Raw genomic sequence first — 21,357 nt, 5'->3', positions numbered from 1 at the left:
ATGTGGGAGGGGGTCCCCCCACATTGTTTAATCGCATTTCATAGTTGGTTGAGTGGGATCTTCAGGTAGGTCACGCCGTTCTCTTCCGCCGGCGGCATATTCCCCGCCCGCACATTCACCTGGATCGCCGGCAGCAGTAATGTCGGCATACCCAACCCGGCATCGCGCTGGGTGCGCATCGCCACGAACGCCGCCTCATCCACGCCGTCATGCACATGGATATTCCCCGCGCGCTGCTCGGCCACGGTGGTCAGGCATTTGGCTTCGCGACCTTCAGGCGGGTAGTCATGGCATACGTACAGTTGGGTGTGCGGTGGGAAGGCCAGCAACCTGCGCATCGACGCATACAACTGCCGCGCATCGCCGCCGGGGAAGTCGCAGCGGGCGGTGCCCACGTCGGGCATGAACAGCGTGTCACCCACCAGGATCAAGCGGTCGTCGATCAGGTAGGCCATGTCTGCCGGGGTATGCCCCGGTACATGCAGCGCCTGGGCTTTTATCGCGCCGATATGAAAGATTTCATCCGGCGCGAACAAATGATCGAACTGCGAGCCATCGGCGCGAAATTCAGGCTCCAGGTTGAACAGGTGCTTGAACACGTCCTGTACCTGGCTGATGCACTGGCCAATGGCGATCTTGCCGCCCAGCGTGCGGCGCAGATACGGCGCGGCCGACAGATGGTCAGCATGGGCGTGGGTCTCCAGCAGCCACTGCACCTGCAAACCGTGCTCGCGGACAAAGGCGATGACCTTGTCGGCCTGGCGCGTGTCGGTGCGCCCGGATGCCGGGTCGTAGTTGAGCACCGAGTCGACAATGGCGCAGGGGGCCGCCGTCCGCTGCATAGACGACGTAGGTGTAGGTCGACGACGCCTCGTCCAAAAAGGAATGAATCAACGCTGACATGACGGCTACCCCTGCTGCTGAAAAAAGTGATTACAATCACTTTACATTTACACATAATGTTTCGAGCTTAAGTGACGCAAAGGACCCGAGGCAAATGGAATCTACTCTGAGTGAAGGCGAAGTCGCCCAGTTGCGCGCATCGGCGTCCAAGGCCTGTGCCTTGCTCAAGGCCCTGGCCAATGAGGATCGCTTGTTGATCCTGTGCCAACTCACCCAGGGCGAGCGCAACGTCGGTGAGTTGGAAACCATGACCGGCGTGCGCCAGCCCACGCTGTCACAGCAGCTGGGCATCTTGCGTGATGAAGGGTTGGTCGCCACCCGTCGGGAAGGCAAATACATCTTCTACGGGTTGGCCAGCCACGAAGTGATTCAAGTGATGAAGACCCTGTCCGGCCTGTACTGCGGCGCGGTGATAAAAAGCTGGGCGTGACGCCATACGGCAGCGACCCTTGTGTGCATTGACGATAAAAGGCAATAGACCATGACCGACCAACACTGGGGCCCAACCATCAGTGGCGATATCGTCGTCATCGGCGGCGGTTCGGCAGGCATCGGCCTGCTGGCCAGCCTGCTCAAGCGAGACCCGCACCTGAATATCACCCTTGTCGAACCCAGCGATCACCACTGTTACCAACCGGCCTGGACCCTGGTCGGCGGTGGCGCCTACGACATTAAAAAGACCCGTCGCCCCCTGGCGGACGTGCTGCCCAACGGTGTCACCTGGGTGCAGGCGGCCGTCACTGAGCTGCTGCCGGACGAACACACCCTGGTACTCGACAGCGGCCAGCGCGTCACCTGGAACAACCTGATCGTCTGCCCCGGCCTGCGCCTGGCCTGGGAAAAAATCGAAGGCCTGGAAAACACCCTGGGCCAGCACGGCGTCACCTCCAACTACCGCTACGAACACGCGGCCTACACCTGGCAATTGGTGCGGCAGCTCAAGGGCGGCAAGGCGATCTTTACCCAGCCGGCGATGCCGATCAAATGCGCCGGTGCGCCGCAAAAGGCCATGTACCTGTCTTGCGACCATTGGCTCAAGCAGGGCAACCTCAAGCACATCGACGTGGAATTCAACCTGGCTGGCGCAGCGTTGTTCCGGCGTGGCGACCTTTGTGCCGCCGCTGATGAACTACGTAGCAAAAAATACAACGCGCGCCTGGCCTTCAATGCCAACCTGGTAAAGGTCGACGGCCCGGCACGCAAGGCCTTGTTTGAAGTGAAGGACGCCGAGGGCAATGTCACCGTCGAGGAAAAATCCTTCGACCTGTTGCACGTTGTTCCCCCGCAGGTCTCCCCGGACTTTATCCGCCACAGCCCACTGGCCGATGCTGCCGGCTGGTGCGAAGTGAACCCCCACAGCTTGCAACACCTGCGCTACCCGCACATTTTCGGCCTGGGCGATGTGTGCGGCACCACCAATGCCAAGACCGCCGCCGCCGTGCGCAAACAGATCGTAGTGGTTGCCGAAAACCTGCTGGCCCTGCGCAAGCAGGCGCCGCTGCCGCTCAAGTACGACGGCTACGGTTCCTGCCCGCTGACGGTAGAGAAGGGCAAGGTGGTACTGGCCGAGTTCGGCTACGGCGGCAAACTGCTGCCGACGTTCCCCCTCGACGCTACCAAGGCGCGGCGTTCGATGTGGTTCCTCAAGGCCACGCTGCTGCCGTGGTTCTACTGGAACGGCATGCTCAAGGGGCGCGAGTGGCTGACCCGCTTGAGCAAGGTGGACTGAATGCTGCTGGCCAGTGTGTTGGGGTTGTTGATGGGCCTGGTCATGGGCCTTACCGGCGCGGGTGGCGGCATCCTCGGCGTGCCGGCGTTGGTGCTGGGCCTGGGCTTGAGCATGACCCAGGCCGCGCCGGTGTCGTTGCTGGCGGTGGGCGCGGCGGCGGCCGTCGGTGCGATTGATGGCTTGCGCCACGGCCTGGTGCGTTACCGCGCCGCGCTGCTGATCGCCTTGCTCGGCGCACTGTTTTCGCCGTTGGGAGTGTTTGTCGCCCATCAACTGCCGGAGCCGTTGCTGATGGGCCTGTTCAGTGCGCTGATGGTGCTGGTGGCCTGGCGCATGTTGCAGCGGGAAAAAGTCGACGCCGGGCCGAGCGACCATGGCGCCGCGTCCTGGGGCCAGAAGAACTGCATGCTCAACCAGCAGACCGGGCGCCTGGCCTGGACCGCCAAATGCAGCGCCACCCTGGCTGCGCTCGGCGCCGTGACCGGCGCGGTGTCCGGTTTGCTTGGCGTGGGCGGCGGTTTTCTGATCGTGCCAGCGTTCAAGCAGCTCACCGATGTACAGATGCGCGGCATCGTTGCCACGTCGCTGATGGTCATCAGCCTGATTTCGCTGATCGGCGTGGCGGGGGCGTTGCATGCCGGCGTGCGCATCGAACCGGTCGGGTGGATGTTCATCGGCGCCAGCATCTTCGGCATGCTGGTCGGCCGACGCCTGTGTTCGGTGATCCCCGCGCGTGCCTTGCAGGTGGGGTTTGCCGGCCTCTGTGTACTGGTTGCCGTGGGCATGTTGGCCAAGGCCGGTCTTACGCATTAAGTGCCGGGCCTGCGAGCGGGCCCGTCTTACGCCAGAATTGCCGGGCACCCGCTGCCCGCCCAAAGCACCTTCAAACCACGGCCAAGGCAGCGTAGGCCGTGGCCTGGCGCCTTTCGATAATCGCCTCCGACATCAAGTCCCCGTTGCGGAGCGCGTTATGCATAACAATAAAAATGTCCCCCTGCGTCTGTTACCTGCGTTTATCGTCGGCCTGAGCCTCAGCCCGTTGGCTGGCGCCGAAATCATGCTGTACGACAAGGACGAAACCACCTTTTCCACCGACGGCTACATCAACGCTTTCTACGTCAACAGCGATGTGGACCGCGCCGGCGACCAGTACGACCGCCGTCAATCCCGCGTGAAGATGGGCTTTCTGCCCAACTACCTGGGCTTCAACATGAGCAAGCAGGTCGACGACCTCAAGCTCGGCGCCCGCGCCTCGTTCTGGGTCACCATCAACGACAGCGAAACCAACGGCACCGACACCGCCATCGACGTGCGCCAGTTCTACGGCACCGTGGCCAACCCCGAGTGGGGCGAAGTGCTGATCGGCAAGGACTTCGGCCTGTTCGCCCGCTCCAACATCCTGCTCGATGAACTGCTCGCCGGTTACGGCCAGGTCAGCGACAGCCTCGGCCTGGTGGACGGCGGCGGAGTGTCGTTCGGCAATATCGGCAGCGGTTACCCGTACCCGTTCCCCACCTCGCAGATCACCTATCGCACTCCGGTGATGGACGGCCTGCGCGTGGCCGTCGGCATCATGGACCCGGTCGACACCAACGACAGCAGCGCCGTGGGCAAGGCCTACCAGGAGAACCCGCGCACCGAAAGCGAGGTCACCTACCAGTTCGACCTGGGCGGGGCGAAGATCTACAGTTGGCTCAACGGCAGCTACCAGACCTCCGATAACACCGACTCCTCCGTGGCCTCGGTCACCTCCAAGGGCCTGGGTTATGGCGTGCAAGCCAAAATGGGCGGCTTGTCGCTGACCGGTTCCGGCTTCCAGGCCAAGGGCATCAACCCGTTCTTCACCAACAATGCCGGGGAAGCCACCCTGCGTAATGTGGACAGCAACGGCTACCTGGTGCAGGGCTCGTACAAACTGGGCAAGAACCGCCTGGCGCTGTCCTACGGTAAAACAAAGGATGACGGCAACGGCGTGGTGGGCAGTGGCGCGGATTATGAGACGCGCGGGGTTGCGCTGTTTCATGACGTGAACGACAACCTGAAGCTGGTGGCCGAGTACAACCAGTTCCAGATCAAGGGGCATGACACCAGCGCCCAGAATGAAGACACCGATACCTTCGCCGTTGGTGCTGTCTTGACTTGGTAATGCGGTTAACTGTGGGAGGGGCGGTGCGACGATTCGACTTGCCCCTCCCACATTTTGATCTCCATCAGTCTTGAGAGAGTCATCCCATCGCATCCCCCTACCCAGTACACAAGTAGCATAGGTCCCGCCCCCAGCCCTTCGTACACTCATGCCTCAGAGGGGGAACCAACGATGCATAACAGTGAAGGCGTAGTCAGCGCCATGTCCCAGGCCACCGACGCGGGGCAGGCGGCTGAGGAGTTGGCCCGCCAACTGCTGCACCCCTACCTGGGGTTTGTGCTGTTTTTCTGTTCGGCTTCCTACGATTTGCAGGCGTTGGGCCAGGCCTTGCAGCAGTGTTTCGGCAATGTGCGCGTGGTGGGTTGCACCAGCGCCGGCGAGATCACGCCCCAAGGCTACGGCCGCAATTGCATTACCGCGATGGGTTTCAACCATGCGCATTTTTCCATCGCCACCGAGCTGATCGACCAGGTCGAGCACTTCAGCCTGATCGACGCCCAGCACATGGTCGAACGGCTGGTCGGCGGCTGTCGCAGCAATACCCTGGCCCCCATCAAAGGCAACACGTTTGCCCTGACCCTGCTCGATGGCCTGTCCAGCCGCGAAGAGATGGTGCTCGCCGCCCTCAGCGCCGCCCTTGGCGATATCCCGCACTTTGGCGGCTCGGCCGGCGACGACAACTTCCTCACCCACACCCACGTCTACTTCAACGGCGCCTTTCACAGCGGCGCGGCGGTGGTGGTGCTGGTCAATACCTGGCTGGATTTCGAAGTGTTCACCACCCACCACATCCTGCCGCGTGCCGAAAAACTGGTGGTGACCGGTGCCGACAGCCCCTCGCGCCGGGTCTACGAGCTCAACGCCGAACCCGCCGCCGAAGAATACGCGCGGCATATCGGCGTGGCGGTGGCCGACCTCGACCATCGGGTCTTTGCCGCTCACCCGCTGGCGGTGCGCATCCATGACCAGTACTACGTGCGCGCCATCCAGCAGGTGCATGAAGACCTCAGCTTGAGTTTCTACTGCGCCGTGGAAAACGGCATCGTACTGACCGTGATGAAGCCAGGCCCGATCCTGCCCAACCTGGACAGCCTGTTCGACGGCCTGCAGTCGCGCCTCGGCGAACTCTTGCTGACCATCGGCTGCGACTGCTTCCTGCGCCGCCTGGAATTGGAAGACGCCGGCAACCTGGAACAGATCGGCAGTTTCCTGCAAGCCAAACGGGTGATGGGCTTCAACACCTACGGAGAACAGTTCAATGGCATGCATATCAACCAGACCTTCACCGGGGTCGCCATTGCCAGAGGCCGGCGCTGAACTGCTCGCCCAGGTTGCCCAGCTGCAACAGGACAACCACAAGCTGGCCCGGATCAACGCCGCGCTGATCGAACGCATCGAGTCCGGCATGAGCCAGGGCAATAACCCGTACACCACCTTCCAGCATTCGGTGGTGCTGGCCGAGCAAGTGCGCGAACGTACCGATGCGCTGAACCAGGCGATGGCCGAACTCAAGGCCAGCAACCACCTGCTGATCAACGCCCGGCTGCGCGCCGAAACCCTGCGCGGCGAACAAGTGGCGGCGCAGAAAGCCCAGGAAAGCGAGCGCTGGATTCGCCTGATCACCGATAACGTACCGGCGCTGATCGGCTACCTGAATGCCGACCTGGTCTATGAGTTCACCAATAAAGTCTACGAAGAATGGTACTGCTGGCCGCGCGGCATGATGCTCGGCCAGAGCCTGCGCGAAGTGCACAGCGAACAGCACTGCCAGCGCCTGGACGCCTACGTCGCCCGCGCCCTGGCCGGGGAGAGCGTGACCTTCGAATTCGCCGAGACCAATATCAATAACCAGGAACGCTACATGCTGCGCTCCTACGTGCCGAACATGCTGGCCAGTGGCGAAGTGGTGGGGATCTTTGTGTTGATCCGCGACATCACCGAACGCCGCCGCACCGCTGAAGCGCTGCATCAGGCCTATCAGCACCTGGAACAGCGCGTCGCCCAGCGCACCTCGGAACTCACGGCGCTCAATGACCAATTGCTCAAGGAAATCGACGAGCGCCGGCGCATGGAAAGCCGCCTGCGCGAGGCCAAGCTGGAGGCTGAACAGGCCAACCTGTCCAAAACCAAGTTCCTCGCGGCCGTCAGCCACGACCTGCTGCAACCGCTCAACGCCGCACGGCTGTTCACCAGCGCCTTGTTGGAGCGCCCGAGTGAAAAACTGGTGCGCAACGTGAGCAATTCCCTGGAAGACGTGGAAAACCTGCTGGGTACCCTGGTGGATATTTCCAAGCTGGACGCCGGGGTGATCAAGGCCGATATCGCGCCGTTCGCCTTGAGCGAATTGCTCGATAACCTGGCCGTCGAGTACACCGAATTGGCCCGCAGCGAAGGGCTGGAGCTGCACTTCATCGGCTGTTCCGCGCTGGTGCGCAGCGACATCCAGCTATTGGCGCGGATCCTGCGCAACCTGCTGAGCAACGCGATTCGCTACACCTATCAAGGGCGCATTGTGCTGGGGTGTCGGCGCCAGCATCAGCGCTTGTCGATCCAGGTGTGGGACAGCGGCATGGGCATTGCCGAGGAGCGGCTGGAGGAGATTTTCCAGGAGTTCAAGCGCGGCGATGTGCAGCGCCCGGACCAGGATCGCGGCTTGGGCCTGGGGCTGGCGATTGTGGAAAAAATTGCCGGCATTCTGGGGCACCGCATCACAGTCAAATCCTGGCCGGGCAAGGGCTCGATGTTTGCAATGGAGGTGCCGTTGAGCGCCACCGCGCCCAAGTCATTGCCCCTGCCGTGCATGAGCGAGGCGTTGCTGGAGCGCTTGCAGGGCGCCCGGGTGTGGGTGCTGGATAACGACGCGGCGATCTGCGCAGGCATGCGCACCTTGCTCGAAGGTTGGGGCTGCCAGGTCGTGACGGCGTTATCCGAAGAAGACCTGGCGCGACAGGTGGACAACTACCATGCCGAGGCGGATTTGCTGATTGCCGATTACCACCTCGATGACGACCAGAACGGCGTCGACGCCGTGGCCCGCATCAACGCCCGGCGCGCCAGCGCCATCCCGGCGATGATGATCACCGCCAACTACAGCAACGAGCTCAAACAGCAGATCCGCGAGTTGGGGCACACCTTGATGCACAAGCCGGTGCGGCCGATGAAGCTCAAAACCGCCATGAGCCACCTGCTCGGCCGTCCCTGACAAACACAAAACCAGTGTGGGAGGGGGCTGTGTGGTTGCTGTGGGCTCAGCGGCGCAGGTAGGAGCCGAAATCGATATCTCCGGCACTCAATATCGCCTGCACGCGGTTATGCACATTCAGCTTGCGCAAGATCGCCGATACATGGGCCTTTACCGTGGTTTCGGCAATTTCCAGGGTGTACGCGATCTGTTTGTTCGACTCGCCCTTGGTCATGCGTTCGAGCACCAGCAACTGCTTGCGCGTGAGGGCCTGCAATAGCTCGGGGGCGAAGCCCGGGTTTTCGTTGAGGCGCCTGTGGGTGCCGGTTTTCTGGGTGCGGATGATGTCGGGCGGCAAGTACACATTGCCGTTGAGAATCTGCTGGATCGCCTCGGTCATTTGCAGGCGTGGCGAGGACTTGGTGATGAAGCCCACCGCGCCATAGGTGATGGCTTGCAGCACGATCTGCTTGTCCTGCTCGGCCGAGACGATCACCACCGGGATGGTCGGTGCCTCGTTGCGCAGGTTGATCAAACCGTTGAGGCCGTGCATGCCGGGCATGTTCAGGTCCAGCAGGATCAAATCGAGGTCATCGTGTTCCTGGGTCAGGGCAAGCGCGCTGTCCAGGTCGGCGGTTTCCATCACCTCGCTGCCGGGGAAGCCGTCGCTGATGACGTTGTGGATCGCCTCGCGAAACAGCGGGTGATCGTCGGCAATCAAGATCTTGTACATGGCCGTTCACCTTCTTGTTGTGGTTTTTTATTGAAAGGGTTCGGGTGTCGCAGCCGTCACTGGCAGTTGTGCCGCTTCCCAGGCATCCAACCCGTCGCGATACCAATACACAGAGGTATAGCCCAGGTTGGCGGCACGTTTTACCGCGTTCCAACTCAGCCAGCAATCGGCGCGGCAATAGAACACCAGCGGGCGTGCGAGGTCGCCGTCGGTGAACTTATACAGGTGGCGCACGAAGTACCCCTGCCACTCGGGCGTGAGGTCGCCGTCGCCGGTGTTGGCCAGCCAGTGGCTGCCGGGCAGGTTGGCGTGGGGCTGGTCTTCGATGAAGCGACCTTGCAGCCATGGGCGGCGATACACGTCAATCAGCACCGGCGCCGGCGTTTGCTCGAGCAGGGTTTGCAGGGCCGGGGTGTCGACAACGGCCGCCCCCGGCAGTTGATCGGGCGTGGGGCTGCGGTACAGGCTGATGCGATAGCCGTCGGCGGAAAACAGCGGGGAGTCGGCCTGGGCGTTGACACAGAGCAGGCACAGTAACGCCAACAGAGGCAGTCGGGCAGGCAGCATGGCGGGTCAATCCTTATCGTTATGTCGCCATTACACGTGAGTCGCGCTGCCTTGGGAATGCGACGATAGACAGCAAAACCAGTACTAAAGTAGTAGTTTTGCCGCCCTCAGCCTTTTTTGCGCAGTGCCGCGTGCTGGGGGTTGAAGGTCAGCACCGCCAACAATGCGAACAACGCCGTCAGCCCCACGCACACCGCCATCGCCAGCCCGGCGAAGCGCTCATACAGGGCAAAGCGCACCAGTTCCACGGCGTGGGTAAACGGGTTGATCGCGCACAACCAGTACAACCCTTCGCTGGAGTCGCGCATCTTCCACAGCGGGTACAGCGCCGACGACAGGAAAAACAGCGGGAAGATCACGAAGTTCATCACGCCGGCAAAGTTCTCCAATTGGCGAATCGCATTCGACAGCAACAAGCCCAGGGCGCTGAGCATCAACGCCACCAGCAGCAACGCGGGCAGGGCGATCAACAGCCCCATGGCCGGCGGGCGCACGCCGTAAACCCAGGCAATGGCGAGGAACGCATACACCTGCAACAGCGAGATCAACGCAGTGGCCAATAGTTTGCTGCACAGCAAAAACGTGCGCGGCAGCGGGCTGGTCAACAGCACGCGCATGCTGCCCATCTCGCGGTCGTAGACCATCGACAGCGAGCCCTGCATGCCGTTGAACAGCAGGATCATGCAGGCCAGGCCGGGGATGATGTAGACCTCATAGGGGATGTAGGTGTCGTAGGGCTCGATCACCGAGATGCCCAGGGCCGCGCGGAACCCGGCGGCAAACACCACCAGCCACAACAGCGGGCGCACCAGCGCGCTGAGAAACCGCGTGCGCTGCAACACAAAGCGCAGCCATTCGCGCAGCACGATGCCGCGCAGGCACTGCCAATAAGCGTTCATGCCGTGGCCCCCGCAATGGCGGGGCGCGTCAGCCGGGCGAACAGGCTGCCCAGGTCATCGCCCTGTTGTTGAGTGAGCACATCGACTTGCCCGCTGGCCACCAAGCGGCCCTGATGCAGAACCATCAGTGCGTCGCTGGCCTGCACCTCATCCAGCAAGTGGGTGGTCCACAGCACGCTGATGCCGTGTTCGGCGCACAGGCTGCGCACGTGCCGGTTCAGGGCCAGGCGGCTGGCGGGGTCGAGGCCGACGCTGGCTTCGTCGAGCAGCAGCACGCGCGGCGCGTGCAGCAACGCGCGGGCAATTTCCACACGGCGCCGGTGCCCGCCGTTGAGTTCGCGAACCTTTTCGCGGCGTCGCTCAGTGAGGGCCTGGCGCGCCAGTTCGGCTTCGACCCGCGTGTTGGCCTGGCGTCGCGACAAGCCATGCAGCGCGGCGTGGTAACGCAGGTTCTGCTCCACGCTCAAGTCCAGGTCCAGGGTGCTTTGCTGGAACACCACGCCCAACTGGGTGAGGGCGGCGCGCGGTGCCTCGCGCAGGGAATGCCCGCTCACGCGAATGTCGCCCGACTGCAGGTCATACAGCCGGGTCAGCAGGGCGATCAAGGTCGATTTGCCGGCGCCATTGGGGCCCAGCAACGCCGCAAATTGCCCGGCTGCGAGGCTGAAACCCACCTCGTTCAAGGCCTGGCGCGAGCCATAGGCGAAACTCAGCGCGCTGACCTCCAGGGCGCTCATGGCGTTACCACCACGCCCCAGGGGTAGCGCCCGACTTTACCGACTTGATCACCTTGAGGCTGTCCACATCGATCACCGACACATCACCGCTCACGCCGTTGGTGGCCAGCAGTTGTTTTTGGTCCGGGGTAAACGCCATCTGCCAAACGCGGCGGCCCACCAGCAGGTAGTCGAGGATCTCGAAAGTCTTGGCGTCGATCACCGCCACATGGTTGGCCGGGCCGAGGGCGACAAAGCCGTATTTGCCGTCGGCGCTGAGTTTGATGCCCACCGGTTGCACCTTGTCCGGGTGGACGCCCTTGATCTTGAACGTCAGGGTCTTGAGAACCGCGCGGCTGGCCACGTCGAGAATGGTCACGGTGCCGCCGATTTCCGCCGAGGCCCACAGCTGCGAGCCATCGCTGTTGAATTCGACAAACCGTGGGCGCTGATCCACCAGGGTGCTGTCGGCCAGGGTCTGGGTGCTGGTGTCGATCCAGTGCAGCATGTTCGTGGTTTCGCTGGTGTTCACCGCCCATTTGCCGTCCGGGCTCACCGCCATGCCCTCGGGCTCGACGCCGACGTTGATCTGGCCGAGCACCTTGGACGTCTCGGTGTCGATCACCGTGACCAGCGCATCGTCTTCGTTGGACACATACAACCAGCGGTTATTGGGGTGCAGGGCGAACTGCTCGGGGTCTTTGCCGGAGGGCAGTTCCTTGATGATCTTGCGCGTGGCCACGTCCATCACCTGCACACGGTCCGAGTCGCTGGCGCAGATGTACAGCAGCTTGTTGTCATGGGACAGCAGCAGGCCCCGCGGGCGCTGGCCGACCTTGAGCGTGTCGGTGACTTGCAGGGTCTGCAGGTCGATCAGGCTCAGGCTGTTGTCTTTTTCATTGGAGACCCAGGCGGTACTGGCCACGGCGTGCCCGGCGGCAAGCAGCAGGGCGCATGAGAGCAGGGTGCGGCGCATGGCGGATTCCTTATTATTGTGGGGTGGCGATCAGGGATAGCGGCACGTCACCTCGGGCTTGTCATAGCCCAGGCTGTCCATTTCATTGGTGGGGTGCAGGAAGCCGTCCTGGGGTGAGGTGCTCACCAGGGCGCGCGGTTGCACGATAGGAATCGGCTGGCGCAACTGGCCGTTCCAGGGGCGATAGCTGAGCTTGCGACCCTTGAAACCGTCCAGCGGCAGCTGTTCGCTGATCGCCAGTTGGCGGATCGCCATGGGGTCGGCCTGGCGTAACCGGCTCACTGCACTGGCAACGCTGCGCACGGCCATCCAGGCGGCGAAGTCGCGGTCGTTCATCCAGCGCCCGGTCAGGGCCTCGAAGCGTTTTTGCAATTGGGCCGCGCCGTAGGTCTCGACGGTTTTGTGCCAGCCGGTCGGCGTGAGGCCCTGCGTACCGGCGACGGGGCGCGGGTACCAGGTTTGATAGGGGACGTACTCGCCGAAGTCGCCGCGCTCATCGGCCACCAGCACCACCTCGTATTCGGCGGTCTGGGTGAACAGCGGCATATCCGCCTGGGCGCTGCGGCGTTGGTCGTTATCGAAACGCCAGGCTTTTTCCGCCACCAGTTGCACGCCAAAACGCTTGGCGGCGCGGCGCAGGGCGGCGGCGTAGGCCTGGTCGTCTTCGGTGGGGCCGACGATCAGCAGCGCCTTTTGCCATTTGCGCAGCACCAAAAACTGCGCCAGCGCGTCGGCGAGCATCGCGCGGCTGGGCAGGGTATGCAGCACGTTGCCCAGGCAGTCGGTGCTGCGCAGGCTGTCATCGGGGCTGCCGGCGTTGAACAACAGGCTGTCGGGCAGGGCGGCGCTGAGTTGACGCAGGCTGGCGGTGGGCGCGTTCACCACGAACAGGCGCAGGCCCTGGTCATGTTGCACCTTGGCGGCGGCAAGCAGCGCCTCGGCCGTGTCCACCGTGGCGCTGGCCAGGCTGTAGCGTTGATTGAGAAAGGCGCCGGTGCTGTTGCTGTCGATGATCGCCAGTTCGGCGCCGCGTTGCCCGGCATCGGCGGGTTCGGTAATCACATTCGACAGCAGCGGCCCAGGGTCAGGTCGATAGCCCAGGTAGCCGAGCTGCACCTGCAACGGCGTCTGGGCAGCCTGGCCGGTGGTGGCCCAGGCGATCGCCATCAGGCAGACCACGGCATAGGGGCGAGCTGGCGCATAAGGCACTCCATGACAGGTAGCGCCAGCATAGGAAGCCTTACGGTCGCTGCAAATATGCAGAAAGTACCGCCGAGCCAGTACCAAGGTAGTAGCCCCCCCGCGCGCTGCGCGGTTTTAGCATGGAGCACCACGGGCCTATTCACAGGAGTGACACCAGCATGCGCGTCTTGTCGGCCTTGTGGCGGATCAACCTGTGGGTGTGCGGCTTCTTCGTGCTGGTCACCTGTGCCTGCACTGCGTTGTTGCTGCACCAGGCCCTGGCGGATGTGGAACGCGAGCTGCAATCGGCCGAAGCGGTGGTGCACTACCTGAGCGAGACCGCCGAACGCGACCCCGCCAGCCTGCAACCCAGGCTCACCGCCAGCCTGCGCCATGTGCGCGTGCACTGGCTCAAGCCTGGCGAGACCGCGCAGGCGCCCACGGCGCAGGGCCTGGATGCCTGGCTCGGGCGCCTGTTGTTCGTCGAGGCACGGCGCACGGCCCAAGTGCTGGACTTACCGGACGGTCGACGCGTGTCCATCGCGGTAGACCCACGGGATGAAATCGACGAAGTCTGGGACTCCCTGCAACAACTGTTGGGCCTGTGCGCCCTGGCGCTGGCGCTGAGCCTGTTGACCATCCGCTGGGCGGTGCGCCGTGGCATGGGCGTGCTCGATGAGCTGCTGCGCGCCCTGCAACAGGTGTGTGCCGGCCGGCTCAATGTGCGCCTGCGCAGCGAAGGCGCGCCGGAAGCGCGGCAATTGGCGCTGCACTTCAATCGCATGACCCACGCCCTGGAACAGGCCCGCACCGACAACACCCAACTCACCCAAACCTTGCTGGCGGTGCAGGAGCAGGAACGCACCCACCTGGCCCAGACCCTGCACGACGACCTTGGCCAATACCTGGCCGGTATCCGCGCCCAGGCGTGCCTGTTGCGCCTGGTGGCCGATCAGCCGCAAATGCTCACGCGCACCGTGGGGTTGCTGGAGGCGCATTGCGAGCATTTGCAGCAAGGTTTTCGCGCGCTGGTTCACGACCTGTACCCGGTGGCCCTGCAACATCTGCCGATGGCTGAGGCGTTCGCCATGCTGGTGACGCAGTGGCAGGCCAGCCATGGCATCCCGTGCCGGTTGCAGGTCAGTGCCGATCTGCCGGCGCTATCCGGCGCCAGCAAGACCCACCTGTATCGCCTTCTCCAGGAAGCCCTGACCAACATCCTGCGGCATGCCGACGCCAGCCAGGTGCGCGTGCGCCTGCAGCATCGCGGTTCACGCCTGCGCCTGTGGGTGCGCGATAACGGACGCGGCGCAGACACCCCCCAGCAGCCCGGCGTGGGCCTGCATTCGATGGCCGAACGCGCGCGCTGCCTGGGCGGCGAACTGAAGATCCTCAGCCACCCCGGCGCCGGTTGGGCGCTGGCGTTGAACATGCCATTGGAGGCCGGATGAATATTCTGTTGGTGGATGACCACGCCGTGGTGCGCCAGGGTTACGCCAGCCTGTTGCGCGCCGTGCTGCCGGCGGTCGAGGTACGCGAGGCCGCCAGTGGCGAAGAAGCGTTGAGCCGGGTGCAGGAAGCGGTGCCGCACCTAGTGATCATGGACTTCGGCCTGCCGGGCATCAGCGGCCTGGAAACCACCCGCCGCCTGCGCCAGCGCCTGCCGCAGCTGCGCGTGCTGTTTTTCAGCATGCACGACGAATTGCCGCTGGTGCGCCAGGCCCTGGAGGCCGGGGCCTGGGGCTACCTGACCAAAAGCTCGGCGCCCGAAGTGTTGATCGAAGCGGTGCGGCGCATCCTCGACGGCCACGCCTACATCGAACAGGCCCTGGCCACCGAACTGGCCTATACCCCCAGCGATCAACGCCTGCAGGGCATGACCCCACGCGAGCTGGAAATCTTCCTGATGCTGGCCAAGGGCACCCCCACCCGTGCGATAGCCGACCGGCTCAATATCAGCAGCAAGACCGTGTCCAACCACCTGACCCTGCTCAAGAGCAAATTGCAGGTCAGTTCCCATGCTGAACTGGTGCATTTGGGAATCGACATGGGGGTGGTGCGGGTGGCTGGATAAGCGGGCCAGCGTGTTTGACGGGAGCCTGAGATCAAAAGCTCGGGCAACAGCAAAAGCCAGAGCTGAGGCTGGCTGAGCTCTATTTGATCGATGGAGATAAAACTGTGGGAGGGGGCTTGCTCCCGATAGCGGTGGGTCAGTTGACGTATCTGCAACTGATGTACGGCTATCGGGAGCAAGCCCTCTCACATTTGAATGGCGGTGTGCTAACGGTCCCAGGTGGTGGGGCAGTCCGTGCAGCCCTCCAGGTTGGCGTCCTGGAAGTTCGCGTAGTGCTGGCGACTGCCGGTGAGTGTCGCTTTTTCCAGGTTGCTCTCGCCAAACTTGGCTTCCTGCAAGTTCGCGTCACGCAGGTCTGCCCCTTGCAGGTCCGCCTTGCTCAACCAGGTCATTTCCAGATCCGCTGCACGCAGGTTGGCCTTGTGCATCTTCGCTCCCCGACAGCCGTGCGAATTGCAGGTAGGCCGCGCTGAGGTTGGCGTTTTCAAACTGCGCGCCCTGGGCAAACAGGCCCCAACCCTGGATCGCTATCAGCGTGGCGCCGGTAAAGTCGGCCAGGCGCAGGTTGCTTTGTTGCAGGCTGGCGCGGGTGAGGTTGGCGCCTTGCAGTTGGGCTTTTTCCAGGTTGGCCAGGTCGAGCGTGGCGTGGCGCAGGTCCGCACCGCGCAGGTCGGCGCCGGCCAGGTTCATGTTGCCGAGGTTCTGGTTGCGCAGGTTGGCACCCTGCAGGTTGGCGCCGGGGCATTGGCTGTGTTCGGCGATGGTGCAGCCGTTGATGATCAGCGGGGCGTCGTCGCCATCATCGGCGTGGGCCAGGGGCAGGGCGAGCAGGAGTAACAAGGGTATGTAGTTCATCACGAGACCTCTGGGGATCCTGTAGCGAGCGAGCTTGTGGGGTGAGCGGGCAAGCCCGTTCACCACAAAAAAGCGCGGCCCGGCATTGGTTGATGGGTTATTTCTGGGCGGTCTTGTTATCCCAACTCGGGATCTTGAACACCCAGAACGACCCACCCTGTGCCACCGGCTTGGTCAGCTCAGCCATGTCGCCGCCCCACAACGGCACCGCGCCGCCATAACCGACAGTCACGCCGATGTACTGCTCGCCATCCTGCTCCCAGGTGATCGGCGGCGAGACGATGCCGCTGCCGGTCTGGAACTTCCACAGCTCCTTGCCGGTTTTCGCGTCGAAGGCCTTGAAGAAACCGTCGCCGGTGCCGGTGAACACCAGGTTGCCCTTGGTCGCCAGCACGCCGGCCCACAATGGCAGGTGTTCCTTGTGCTCCCACACCACCTTGCCGGTGGTGGGGTTCATCGCCCGCAGGGTGCCGACGTGGTCGTCATACATGCGCTTGATGCGAAACCCCATGCCCAGGTACGCCGAGCCCTTCTTGTAGTTGACCTCTTCGGTCCAATATTCCTCTTTCCACTGGTTGCCCGGGATGTAGAACAGCCCGGTGTCCTGGCTGTAGGCCATGGGGTTCCAGTTCTTGCCCCCCAGGAACGGCGGCGAGACTTCCACCGGTTTGCCTTTGGTTTCGCCGGGCAATGGCTTGGCCGGGCGCTGGCCTTCGTTCTCGACCGGGCGGCCGGTCTTCAGGTCGATGTGGCTGGCCCAGGTGATGTTGTCCACGAACGGGAAGGCGTTCTGCAGCTTGCCGTTGTTGCGGTCGACCACGTAGAAGAAACCGTTGCGGTCGGCGTGGCCGGTGGCCTTGACCACTTTGCCGTCCTTGCCCTTGTAGTCGAACAGCACCAGCTCGTTGTTGCCGGAGAAATCCCACGCGTCGTTGGGGGTGTGCTGGTAGAACCACTTCACTTCACCGGTGCTGGGGTCGACGCCGACCTGGCCGGAGGTGTAGAGGCTGTCGAAGTCGTGGGGGTTGCCGTCCTTGGCCGTCCGCGCCCAGGTGTTCCACGGGCCGGGGTTGCCGGCGCCGACGATGATGGTGATTGGTCTCGGCATCGAAACTCGCGCTCTGCCAAGGTGCGCCGCCCCCGTGGCTCCAGGCTTCGACCTTGCCGGTTTCGGTGGTCGGGTCGTTCGGCCACGACGGTGCTTTCACGTCGCCGGTGGGCGTGCTGTCCTTGCCGTTCAGGCGACCCATGTGGCCCTCCACGAACGGGCGCATCCAGACTTCTTCGCCGGTGTCCGGGTCGCGCGCATACAGCTGGCCGACCACGCCGAATTCATCGCCGGAGCTGCCGTGGATCAGCAGTACTTTGCCGCTGACTTTGTCTTTGATCAGCACCGGGGCGCCGGTCATGGTGTAGCCGGCGGCGTGGTCGCCGAATTTTTTGTTCCACACCACTTTGCCGGTGTTTTTGTCGAGGGCGATCAGGCGCGCGTCGAGGGTGCCGAAGTAGATCTTGTCGCCGAAAATCGCCGCACCGCGGTTGACCACGTCACAGCACGGGCGAATGTTGTCGGGCAGGCGGTGGTTGTACGTCCACAGGCGCTTGCCAGTCTTGGCGTCGAGGGCAAATACGCGGGAATAGGACCCGGTGACGTAGACCACGCCGTCGTTGACGATGGCCTGGGACTCCTGGCCGCGCTGCTTCTCATCGCCGAACGAATAGGACCAGGCCGGGGTGAGCTTGAACACGTTCTTGTCGTTGACCTGCGCCAGCGGGCTCCAGCGCTGGGCGTTGGTGCCCATGCCGTATTGCAGCACGTCCTGGGTGGTCAGGTGGTCGTTGGCGATGTCTTCCCAGGTGACGTTGCGCGTCGGTTTTTGGGTAGAAGGGGCAGGCTCGGCGGCGGCAAAGCCGGTGGCACTCAACGACAGGCTGCCGACCAGCAGCAAGGCCTGCACGGCAAGGCTCAACGGTGAACGGGCGGGTAGCGATCTTATTGTCATGGTTGCAGTTCCCAGTGGAGGTTTTGGCCTGCACAGGGTGGAGCGCCGGGGCATTGGGCGGATACGGAAAAGTCCCGCTGTGGCCGGGAAGACTTCCCGGACCGCCGCTGTTTTAGGCGTGCCCCTCAAGCCCTACTACCAAGGGAGGAGAGGCCGACCACCAAAGCAGCATACGGCCCATGCCCAGGGCTTTCTAAGATGGTTGCCATAGCCTCTGTAATGAGGTTTTGCGTGCAATTCTGAGGGCAAAATAATGACAACAAAACACAATGCCTGGCTCGTGGCTGGCCTGTTGGTGGGTGTGATCGGTGCCGGCTCCGCCTGGGCGCACGGCAACGTGGTTCCGCAAGCGGTGGAAACCAAGGGCCTGACCTCGGTCAAGGACGCCGGAGTACCGGTGGACGCCGATGGCTGGGCGGCGGTGAACCCGTACCGCACCTCGCCGGAACATGACAAAGCGGTGGAAATCGGCTCGTCCGCCTACAACCAGAACTGCGCCGCCTGCCACGGTCTGGAAGCCAAGTCCGGAGGTATCGCCCCGGACCTGCGCATGCTGGATGCGGGTGAGGCCGGTGATGAGTGGTTTGTCGAGCGTGTACGCCATGGCGCCGTGCGCGACGGCCGGGTGTATATGCCGAAAATGGCCGATTACCTGAGCCAGGAGGCCTTGTGGGCGGTGCGTACCTACCTGGACTCCGTGCACGTCGAGGAGTAACCCATGCGCCTGTTCGCGTATGTGCTTGGCCTGGCCCTGCTGTGTTGCCAGACGGCACAGGCGCAGGTGCGCGGCTATGACCAGATGATCGCCGACGGTGAGATCAAGGTGGCGGTGTACAAGGACTTCGCCCCCTACAGCTTCCAGGAGGGCAGCTCCCCACGGGGTGTCGACGTGGAGCTGGCCCAGGCCCTGGCCAAGGCCCTCGGTGTGCAACTGACGCTGATCTGGGCGCCGGCCGGCGAGAAACTCGACGACGACCTGCGCGACTACATCTGGCGCGGCAGCCCGTTGCACCACCAGCAACTGGCCGACCTGATGATGCGCGCGCCCTACGACCCTGCCTACGCACAAAAGCGCAACGACCAGGGCGAGTTGGAAAACGGCCACGTGGTGATGTTCGGGCCCTACCAGAACGAACAATGGCAGGTGGCGTATGACCGCCGACGCCTGGACAAGGTCGCCAGTGTGGCGGTGTTCGAGCAGCACCCGATTGGCGTCGAAGTCGACAGCGTGCCGTCGTTCTACCTCACCTCGGTATTCAACGGCATGCTCGCCGGCAAGACCCGTCACTACCCCGGCGTGCCCCAGGCGTTCGCGGCGATGAAGGCCGGCGAGGTCGACGCGGTGATGGCCATGCGCGGTGAAATCGACTGGCAGGTGCACGAGGCCCACGACCCGCAACTGGCCCTGGCGCAAAACGCTTACCCCAACATGGGCAAGCAGCGCTGGGAGATCGGCATGGCGGTGCACGAGAGCAATCGCCAGTTGGCCTATGCCGTGGAAGAGGCGCTGGAAGCGCTGATCCGCGATGGCTCGGTGCAGCGCATCTATAGCCACTATGGCCTGCAGTACGAAGTGCCCGACATGTACCAATAGGAGCAGGCGATGAACTGGCGACTGAGCTGCATATTGGCCTGCTGGCTGCCGTTGGCGGCGCACGCCGTGGAGGTCGACCCGGTGCCGTCGGTGATGTGGGCCTTCTACCACAAGCAGTTCCTGGCGGATGCGCCGTTTGTGTTCGACGAGCGGGTCAAGCTGCTGGCGCCGCCGTTCGCCGAGGATGCGCGCCAGGTGCCGCTGGAAATCGACGCCCGTGCGTTCAACGGCGAGGTGGTGAAGATCCTGGCCTGGGCCGAGCTGAACCCGCTGCCGAAGATTGTCGAGTTTGAACCCAAGGCCGGGGTGTTGCCGTGGCTGGCGATCCGTATTCGCATCGAACAGGCCACGCCGTTGCGCGCGGCGGTACTCACCACGGACGGGCTGTGGCACGTCGGCTCGACCCTGATCGACGCCGCCGGTGGTGGCTGCACCGCACCCAGCGTGGTGCGTAGCCAACCGGGGTGGGAGGAGCATATCGGCGAGGTGCTCGGCGGGCGTTACCCACGTGGCGAATTCAGCCGGGTGCGCGTGCAGGTGGCGCACCCGATGGACAACGGCATGGTCAGCGGCATCCCGGAATTTTTTCTCAACCATGCGCAATTGCGTGGCCGGGATGATCAGGTGCTGGCCGAACTGGAGCTGTTCCCGGCGGTCAGCGAAAACCCCAACCTGGCGTTCGATATCGACGCGCCAGGGCCCACCCGCCTGGTGCTGCGTGACAACAGCGGCAACGAATTCGACGCGGCCATCCCCTGACCAGAAGGAGCGCGGCATGCGCTGGATTCTCTTGTTGTGCCTGGGCCTGAGCCTGCCCGCCCTGGCAGACCTCGACTACGCCCTCAAACCCCGACTGATCGCCGACGACACCTGGCTGCTCGAAGGCAGCACCGACAACTTTGCCAAGGCCAATGGCGGCAATATCGTCAACACGGCGTTCATCGTCACCGAGGCCGGCGTGGTGGTGATCGACACTGGCCCGTCGCGGCGCTACGGCGAAGCCCTGCGCCAGGCCATTGCCAAGGTCACCGCCAAACCGGTGGTCCGGGTGCTGATTACCCATCATCACCCCGACCATGCGCTGGGCAACCAGGCGTTCAAGGACGTCCCCATCGGCGCGCTGGCCGACACCACGCAGTTACTGCACGAGCAGGGCGACAGCATGGCGCAGAACCTCTACCGCATGGTCGGCGACTGGATGCGCGGCACCGAAGTGGTGTTGCCCACCCAGGTGCTGGAGCCCGGTGTGCTCAGCGTGGGCGGCCACGACCTGCGCCTGCTGGCACTCACCGGGCACACCGGCGCTGACCTGGCGATTCTCGACCAGAGTACCGGCGTGCTGTTTGCCGGTGACCTGGTGTTTTATCAGCGCGCCCTTACCACCCCCAACAGCCCTGGGCTGGCGGTGTGGCTGGCCGACCTCGACACCCTGCAAGCCTTGCCCTGGAGCCTGATCGTGCCCGGCCATGGCCCGGTGGCCAGCGATGCGCAGCCCTTCGCGCAGATGCGCGACTACCTCACCTGGCTCGATCAACTGCTGCGCGACGGCGCCGCCCAGGGCAGCGACATGGCCGAGATGATCCGCAGCCCCATCCCCGAGCGGTTCGCCGCGATCAGCCTGGGCCGCTATGAACTGATCCGCAGCGTCAGCCACCTGTACCCGCGCTACGAGCGCGCGCAGATGCAACGGGTGGATACCCGCTACTAAGGAACTAGCGATCTCGATACTGCGGTCAATTGTGACAATCGCCCCTGCGCCCAAGAATCTGCACCAGACCGGGAAAATTTCCCGGATATAA

Annotated in this window: 16 protein-coding genes and 5 pseudogenes; 12 read left to right on the top strand and 9 right to left on the bottom strand. The window is 63.6% G+C overall.

Annotation, left to right across the window (positions count from 1 at the left end; genetic code table 11):
- Positions 1–38 precede the first annotated feature (38 nt).
- Positions 39–903, bottom strand: a pseudogene (locus AB4O25_RS08510) (MBL fold metallo-hydrolase).
- A gap of 94 nt (positions 904–997) precedes the next feature.
- On the opposite strand from AB4O25_RS08510, the gene AB4O25_RS08505 reads away from it, so the two are divergent.
- The 6 genes and pseudogenes from AB4O25_RS08505 to AB4O25_RS08480 all read left to right on the top strand — a co-directional run bounded on the left by AB4O25_RS08505 (position 998) and on the right by AB4O25_RS08480 (position 7,980).
- A complete protein-coding gene (locus tag AB4O25_RS08505) occupies positions 998–1,333 on the top strand; it encodes an ArsR/SmtB family transcription factor (RefSeq protein ID WP_017527038.1) in 336 nt (111 codons plus the stop codon).
- A gap of 51 nt (positions 1,334–1,384) precedes the next feature.
- Positions 1,385–2,632, top strand: a pseudogene (locus AB4O25_RS08500) (NAD(P)/FAD-dependent oxidoreductase).
- Positions 2,633–3,445 (top strand): sulfite exporter TauE/SafE family protein, encoded by an 813-nt coding sequence (locus tag AB4O25_RS08495; RefSeq protein WP_460150756.1) that lies wholly within the window; start codon positions 2,633–2,635, stop codon positions 3,443–3,445.
- A gap of 157 nt (positions 3,446–3,602) precedes the next feature.
- Positions 3,603–4,778, top strand: a complete 1,176-nt coding sequence (locus AB4O25_RS08490) for a porin (protein ID WP_003174872.1) — start codon at positions 3,603–3,605, stop codon at positions 4,776–4,778.
- Between the two features lie 171 nt (positions 4,779–4,949).
- Positions 4,950–6,095 (top strand): nitric oxide-sensing protein NosP, encoded by a 1,146-nt coding sequence (nosP, locus tag AB4O25_RS08485; RefSeq protein WP_116077787.1) that lies wholly within the window; start codon positions 4,950–4,952, stop codon positions 6,093–6,095.
- Entirely contained in the window at positions 6,037–7,980 is a 1,944-nt protein-coding gene (locus AB4O25_RS08480) for a PAS domain-containing hybrid sensor histidine kinase/response regulator (protein ID WP_460150755.1), read from the top strand. The genes nosP and AB4O25_RS08480 overlap by 59 nt, the downstream gene beginning before the upstream one ends.
- Before the next feature lie 46 nt (positions 7,981–8,026).
- Here AB4O25_RS08480 and AB4O25_RS08475 read toward each other — a convergent pair whose 3' ends face one another.
- The 6 genes and pseudogenes from AB4O25_RS08475 to AB4O25_RS08450 all read right to left on the bottom strand — a co-directional run bounded on the left by AB4O25_RS08475 (position 8,027) and on the right by AB4O25_RS08450 (position 13,017).
- Positions 8,027–8,692, bottom strand: a complete 666-nt coding sequence (locus AB4O25_RS08475; protein WP_017527045.1) for a response regulator transcription factor — start codon at positions 8,690–8,692, stop codon at positions 8,027–8,029.
- A 27-nt stretch (positions 8,693–8,719) separates the two neighbouring features.
- The gene (locus tag AB4O25_RS08470; protein ID WP_068937420.1) at positions 8,720–9,259 is read right to left on the bottom strand and encodes a PQQ-dependent catabolism-associated CXXCW motif protein; all 540 of its coding nucleotides are present in this window, start codon (positions 9,257–9,259) and stop codon (positions 8,720–8,722) included.
- A gap of 107 nt (positions 9,260–9,366) precedes the next feature.
- Positions 9,367–10,158: an ABC transporter permease gene (locus tag AB4O25_RS08465; protein ID WP_065877546.1), complete on the bottom strand. Its 792-nt coding sequence runs from the start codon at positions 10,156–10,158 to the stop codon at positions 9,367–9,369.
- Positions 10,155–10,895 carry an ABC transporter ATP-binding protein gene (locus AB4O25_RS08460; RefSeq protein ID WP_017527048.1) on the bottom strand — a complete coding sequence of 247 codons (741 nt, stop codon included), beginning with the start codon at positions 10,893–10,895 and terminating at the stop codon, positions 10,155–10,157. Before AB4O25_RS08460 ends, AB4O25_RS08465 begins: the two co-directional genes overlap by 4 nt.
- Positions 10,892–11,850, bottom strand: a pseudogene (locus tag AB4O25_RS08455) (YVTN family beta-propeller repeat protein). The gene AB4O25_RS08460 and the pseudogene AB4O25_RS08455 overlap by 4 nt, the downstream one beginning before the upstream one ends.
- A gap of 30 nt (positions 11,851–11,880) precedes the next feature.
- Entirely contained in the window at positions 11,881–13,017 is a 1,137-nt protein-coding gene (locus AB4O25_RS08450) for an ABC transporter substrate-binding protein (RefSeq protein WP_460150754.1), read from the bottom strand.
- 203 nt (positions 13,018–13,220) lie between these two features.
- Here AB4O25_RS08450 and AB4O25_RS08445 point away from each other — a divergent pair, with 203 nt between their 5' ends.
- Positions 13,221–14,483: a sensor histidine kinase gene (locus AB4O25_RS08445; protein ID WP_368949637.1), complete on the top strand. Its 1,263-nt coding sequence runs from the start codon at positions 13,221–13,223 to the stop codon at positions 14,481–14,483.
- Complete coding sequence (locus tag AB4O25_RS08440) at positions 14,480–15,106, top strand: response regulator transcription factor (RefSeq protein WP_017527052.1); 627 nt, start codon at positions 14,480–14,482, stop codon at positions 15,104–15,106. Before AB4O25_RS08445 ends, AB4O25_RS08440 begins: the two co-directional genes overlap by 4 nt.
- Positions 15,107–15,312: 206 nt before the next feature.
- Here AB4O25_RS08440 and AB4O25_RS08435 read toward each other — a convergent pair.
- Together AB4O25_RS08435 and exaA are read right to left on the bottom strand one after the other, a co-directional pair.
- Positions 15,313–15,961 (bottom strand): annotated as a pseudogene (locus AB4O25_RS08435) (pentapeptide repeat-containing protein).
- Between the two features lie 97 nt (positions 15,962–16,058).
- Positions 16,059–17,964 (bottom strand): annotated as a pseudogene (gene exaA / locus AB4O25_RS08430) (quinoprotein ethanol dehydrogenase).
- A gap of 253 nt (positions 17,965–18,217) precedes the next feature.
- Between exaA and pedF the strand changes: the two are divergent.
- The 4 genes from pedF to AB4O25_RS08410 are packed head-to-tail and all read left to right on the top strand — an operon-like array spanning position 18,218 to position 21,266.
- On the top strand, positions 18,218–18,679 hold the full coding sequence (gene pedF, locus AB4O25_RS08425) for a cytochrome c-550 PedF (protein ID WP_460150753.1): 462 nt from the start codon (positions 18,218–18,220) through the stop codon (positions 18,677–18,679).
- A 3-nt stretch (positions 18,680–18,682) separates the two neighbouring features.
- Positions 18,683–19,558, top strand: a complete 876-nt coding sequence (locus AB4O25_RS08420; RefSeq protein WP_017527056.1) for a substrate-binding periplasmic protein — start codon at positions 18,683–18,685, stop codon at positions 19,556–19,558.
- 9 nt (positions 19,559–19,567) lie between these two features.
- Complete coding sequence (locus AB4O25_RS08415; RefSeq protein ID WP_017527057.1) at positions 19,568–20,317, top strand: quinoprotein dehydrogenase-associated SoxYZ-like carrier; 750 nt, start codon at positions 19,568–19,570, stop codon at positions 20,315–20,317.
- Positions 20,318–20,333: 16 nt separating this feature from the next.
- Positions 20,334–21,266, top strand: coding sequence for a quinoprotein relay system zinc metallohydrolase 1 (locus tag AB4O25_RS08410; protein ID WP_116077791.1), 933 nt, complete (start codon positions 20,334–20,336; stop codon positions 21,264–21,266).
- Positions 21,267–21,357: the final 91 nt, after the last annotated feature.

It is taken from the genome of Pseudomonas sp. S3_A03 (assembly GCF_054668275.1).
The sequence above is the reverse complement of the archived record's forward strand: the minus strand, read 5'-3'. Positions and strand labels throughout refer to the sequence as shown.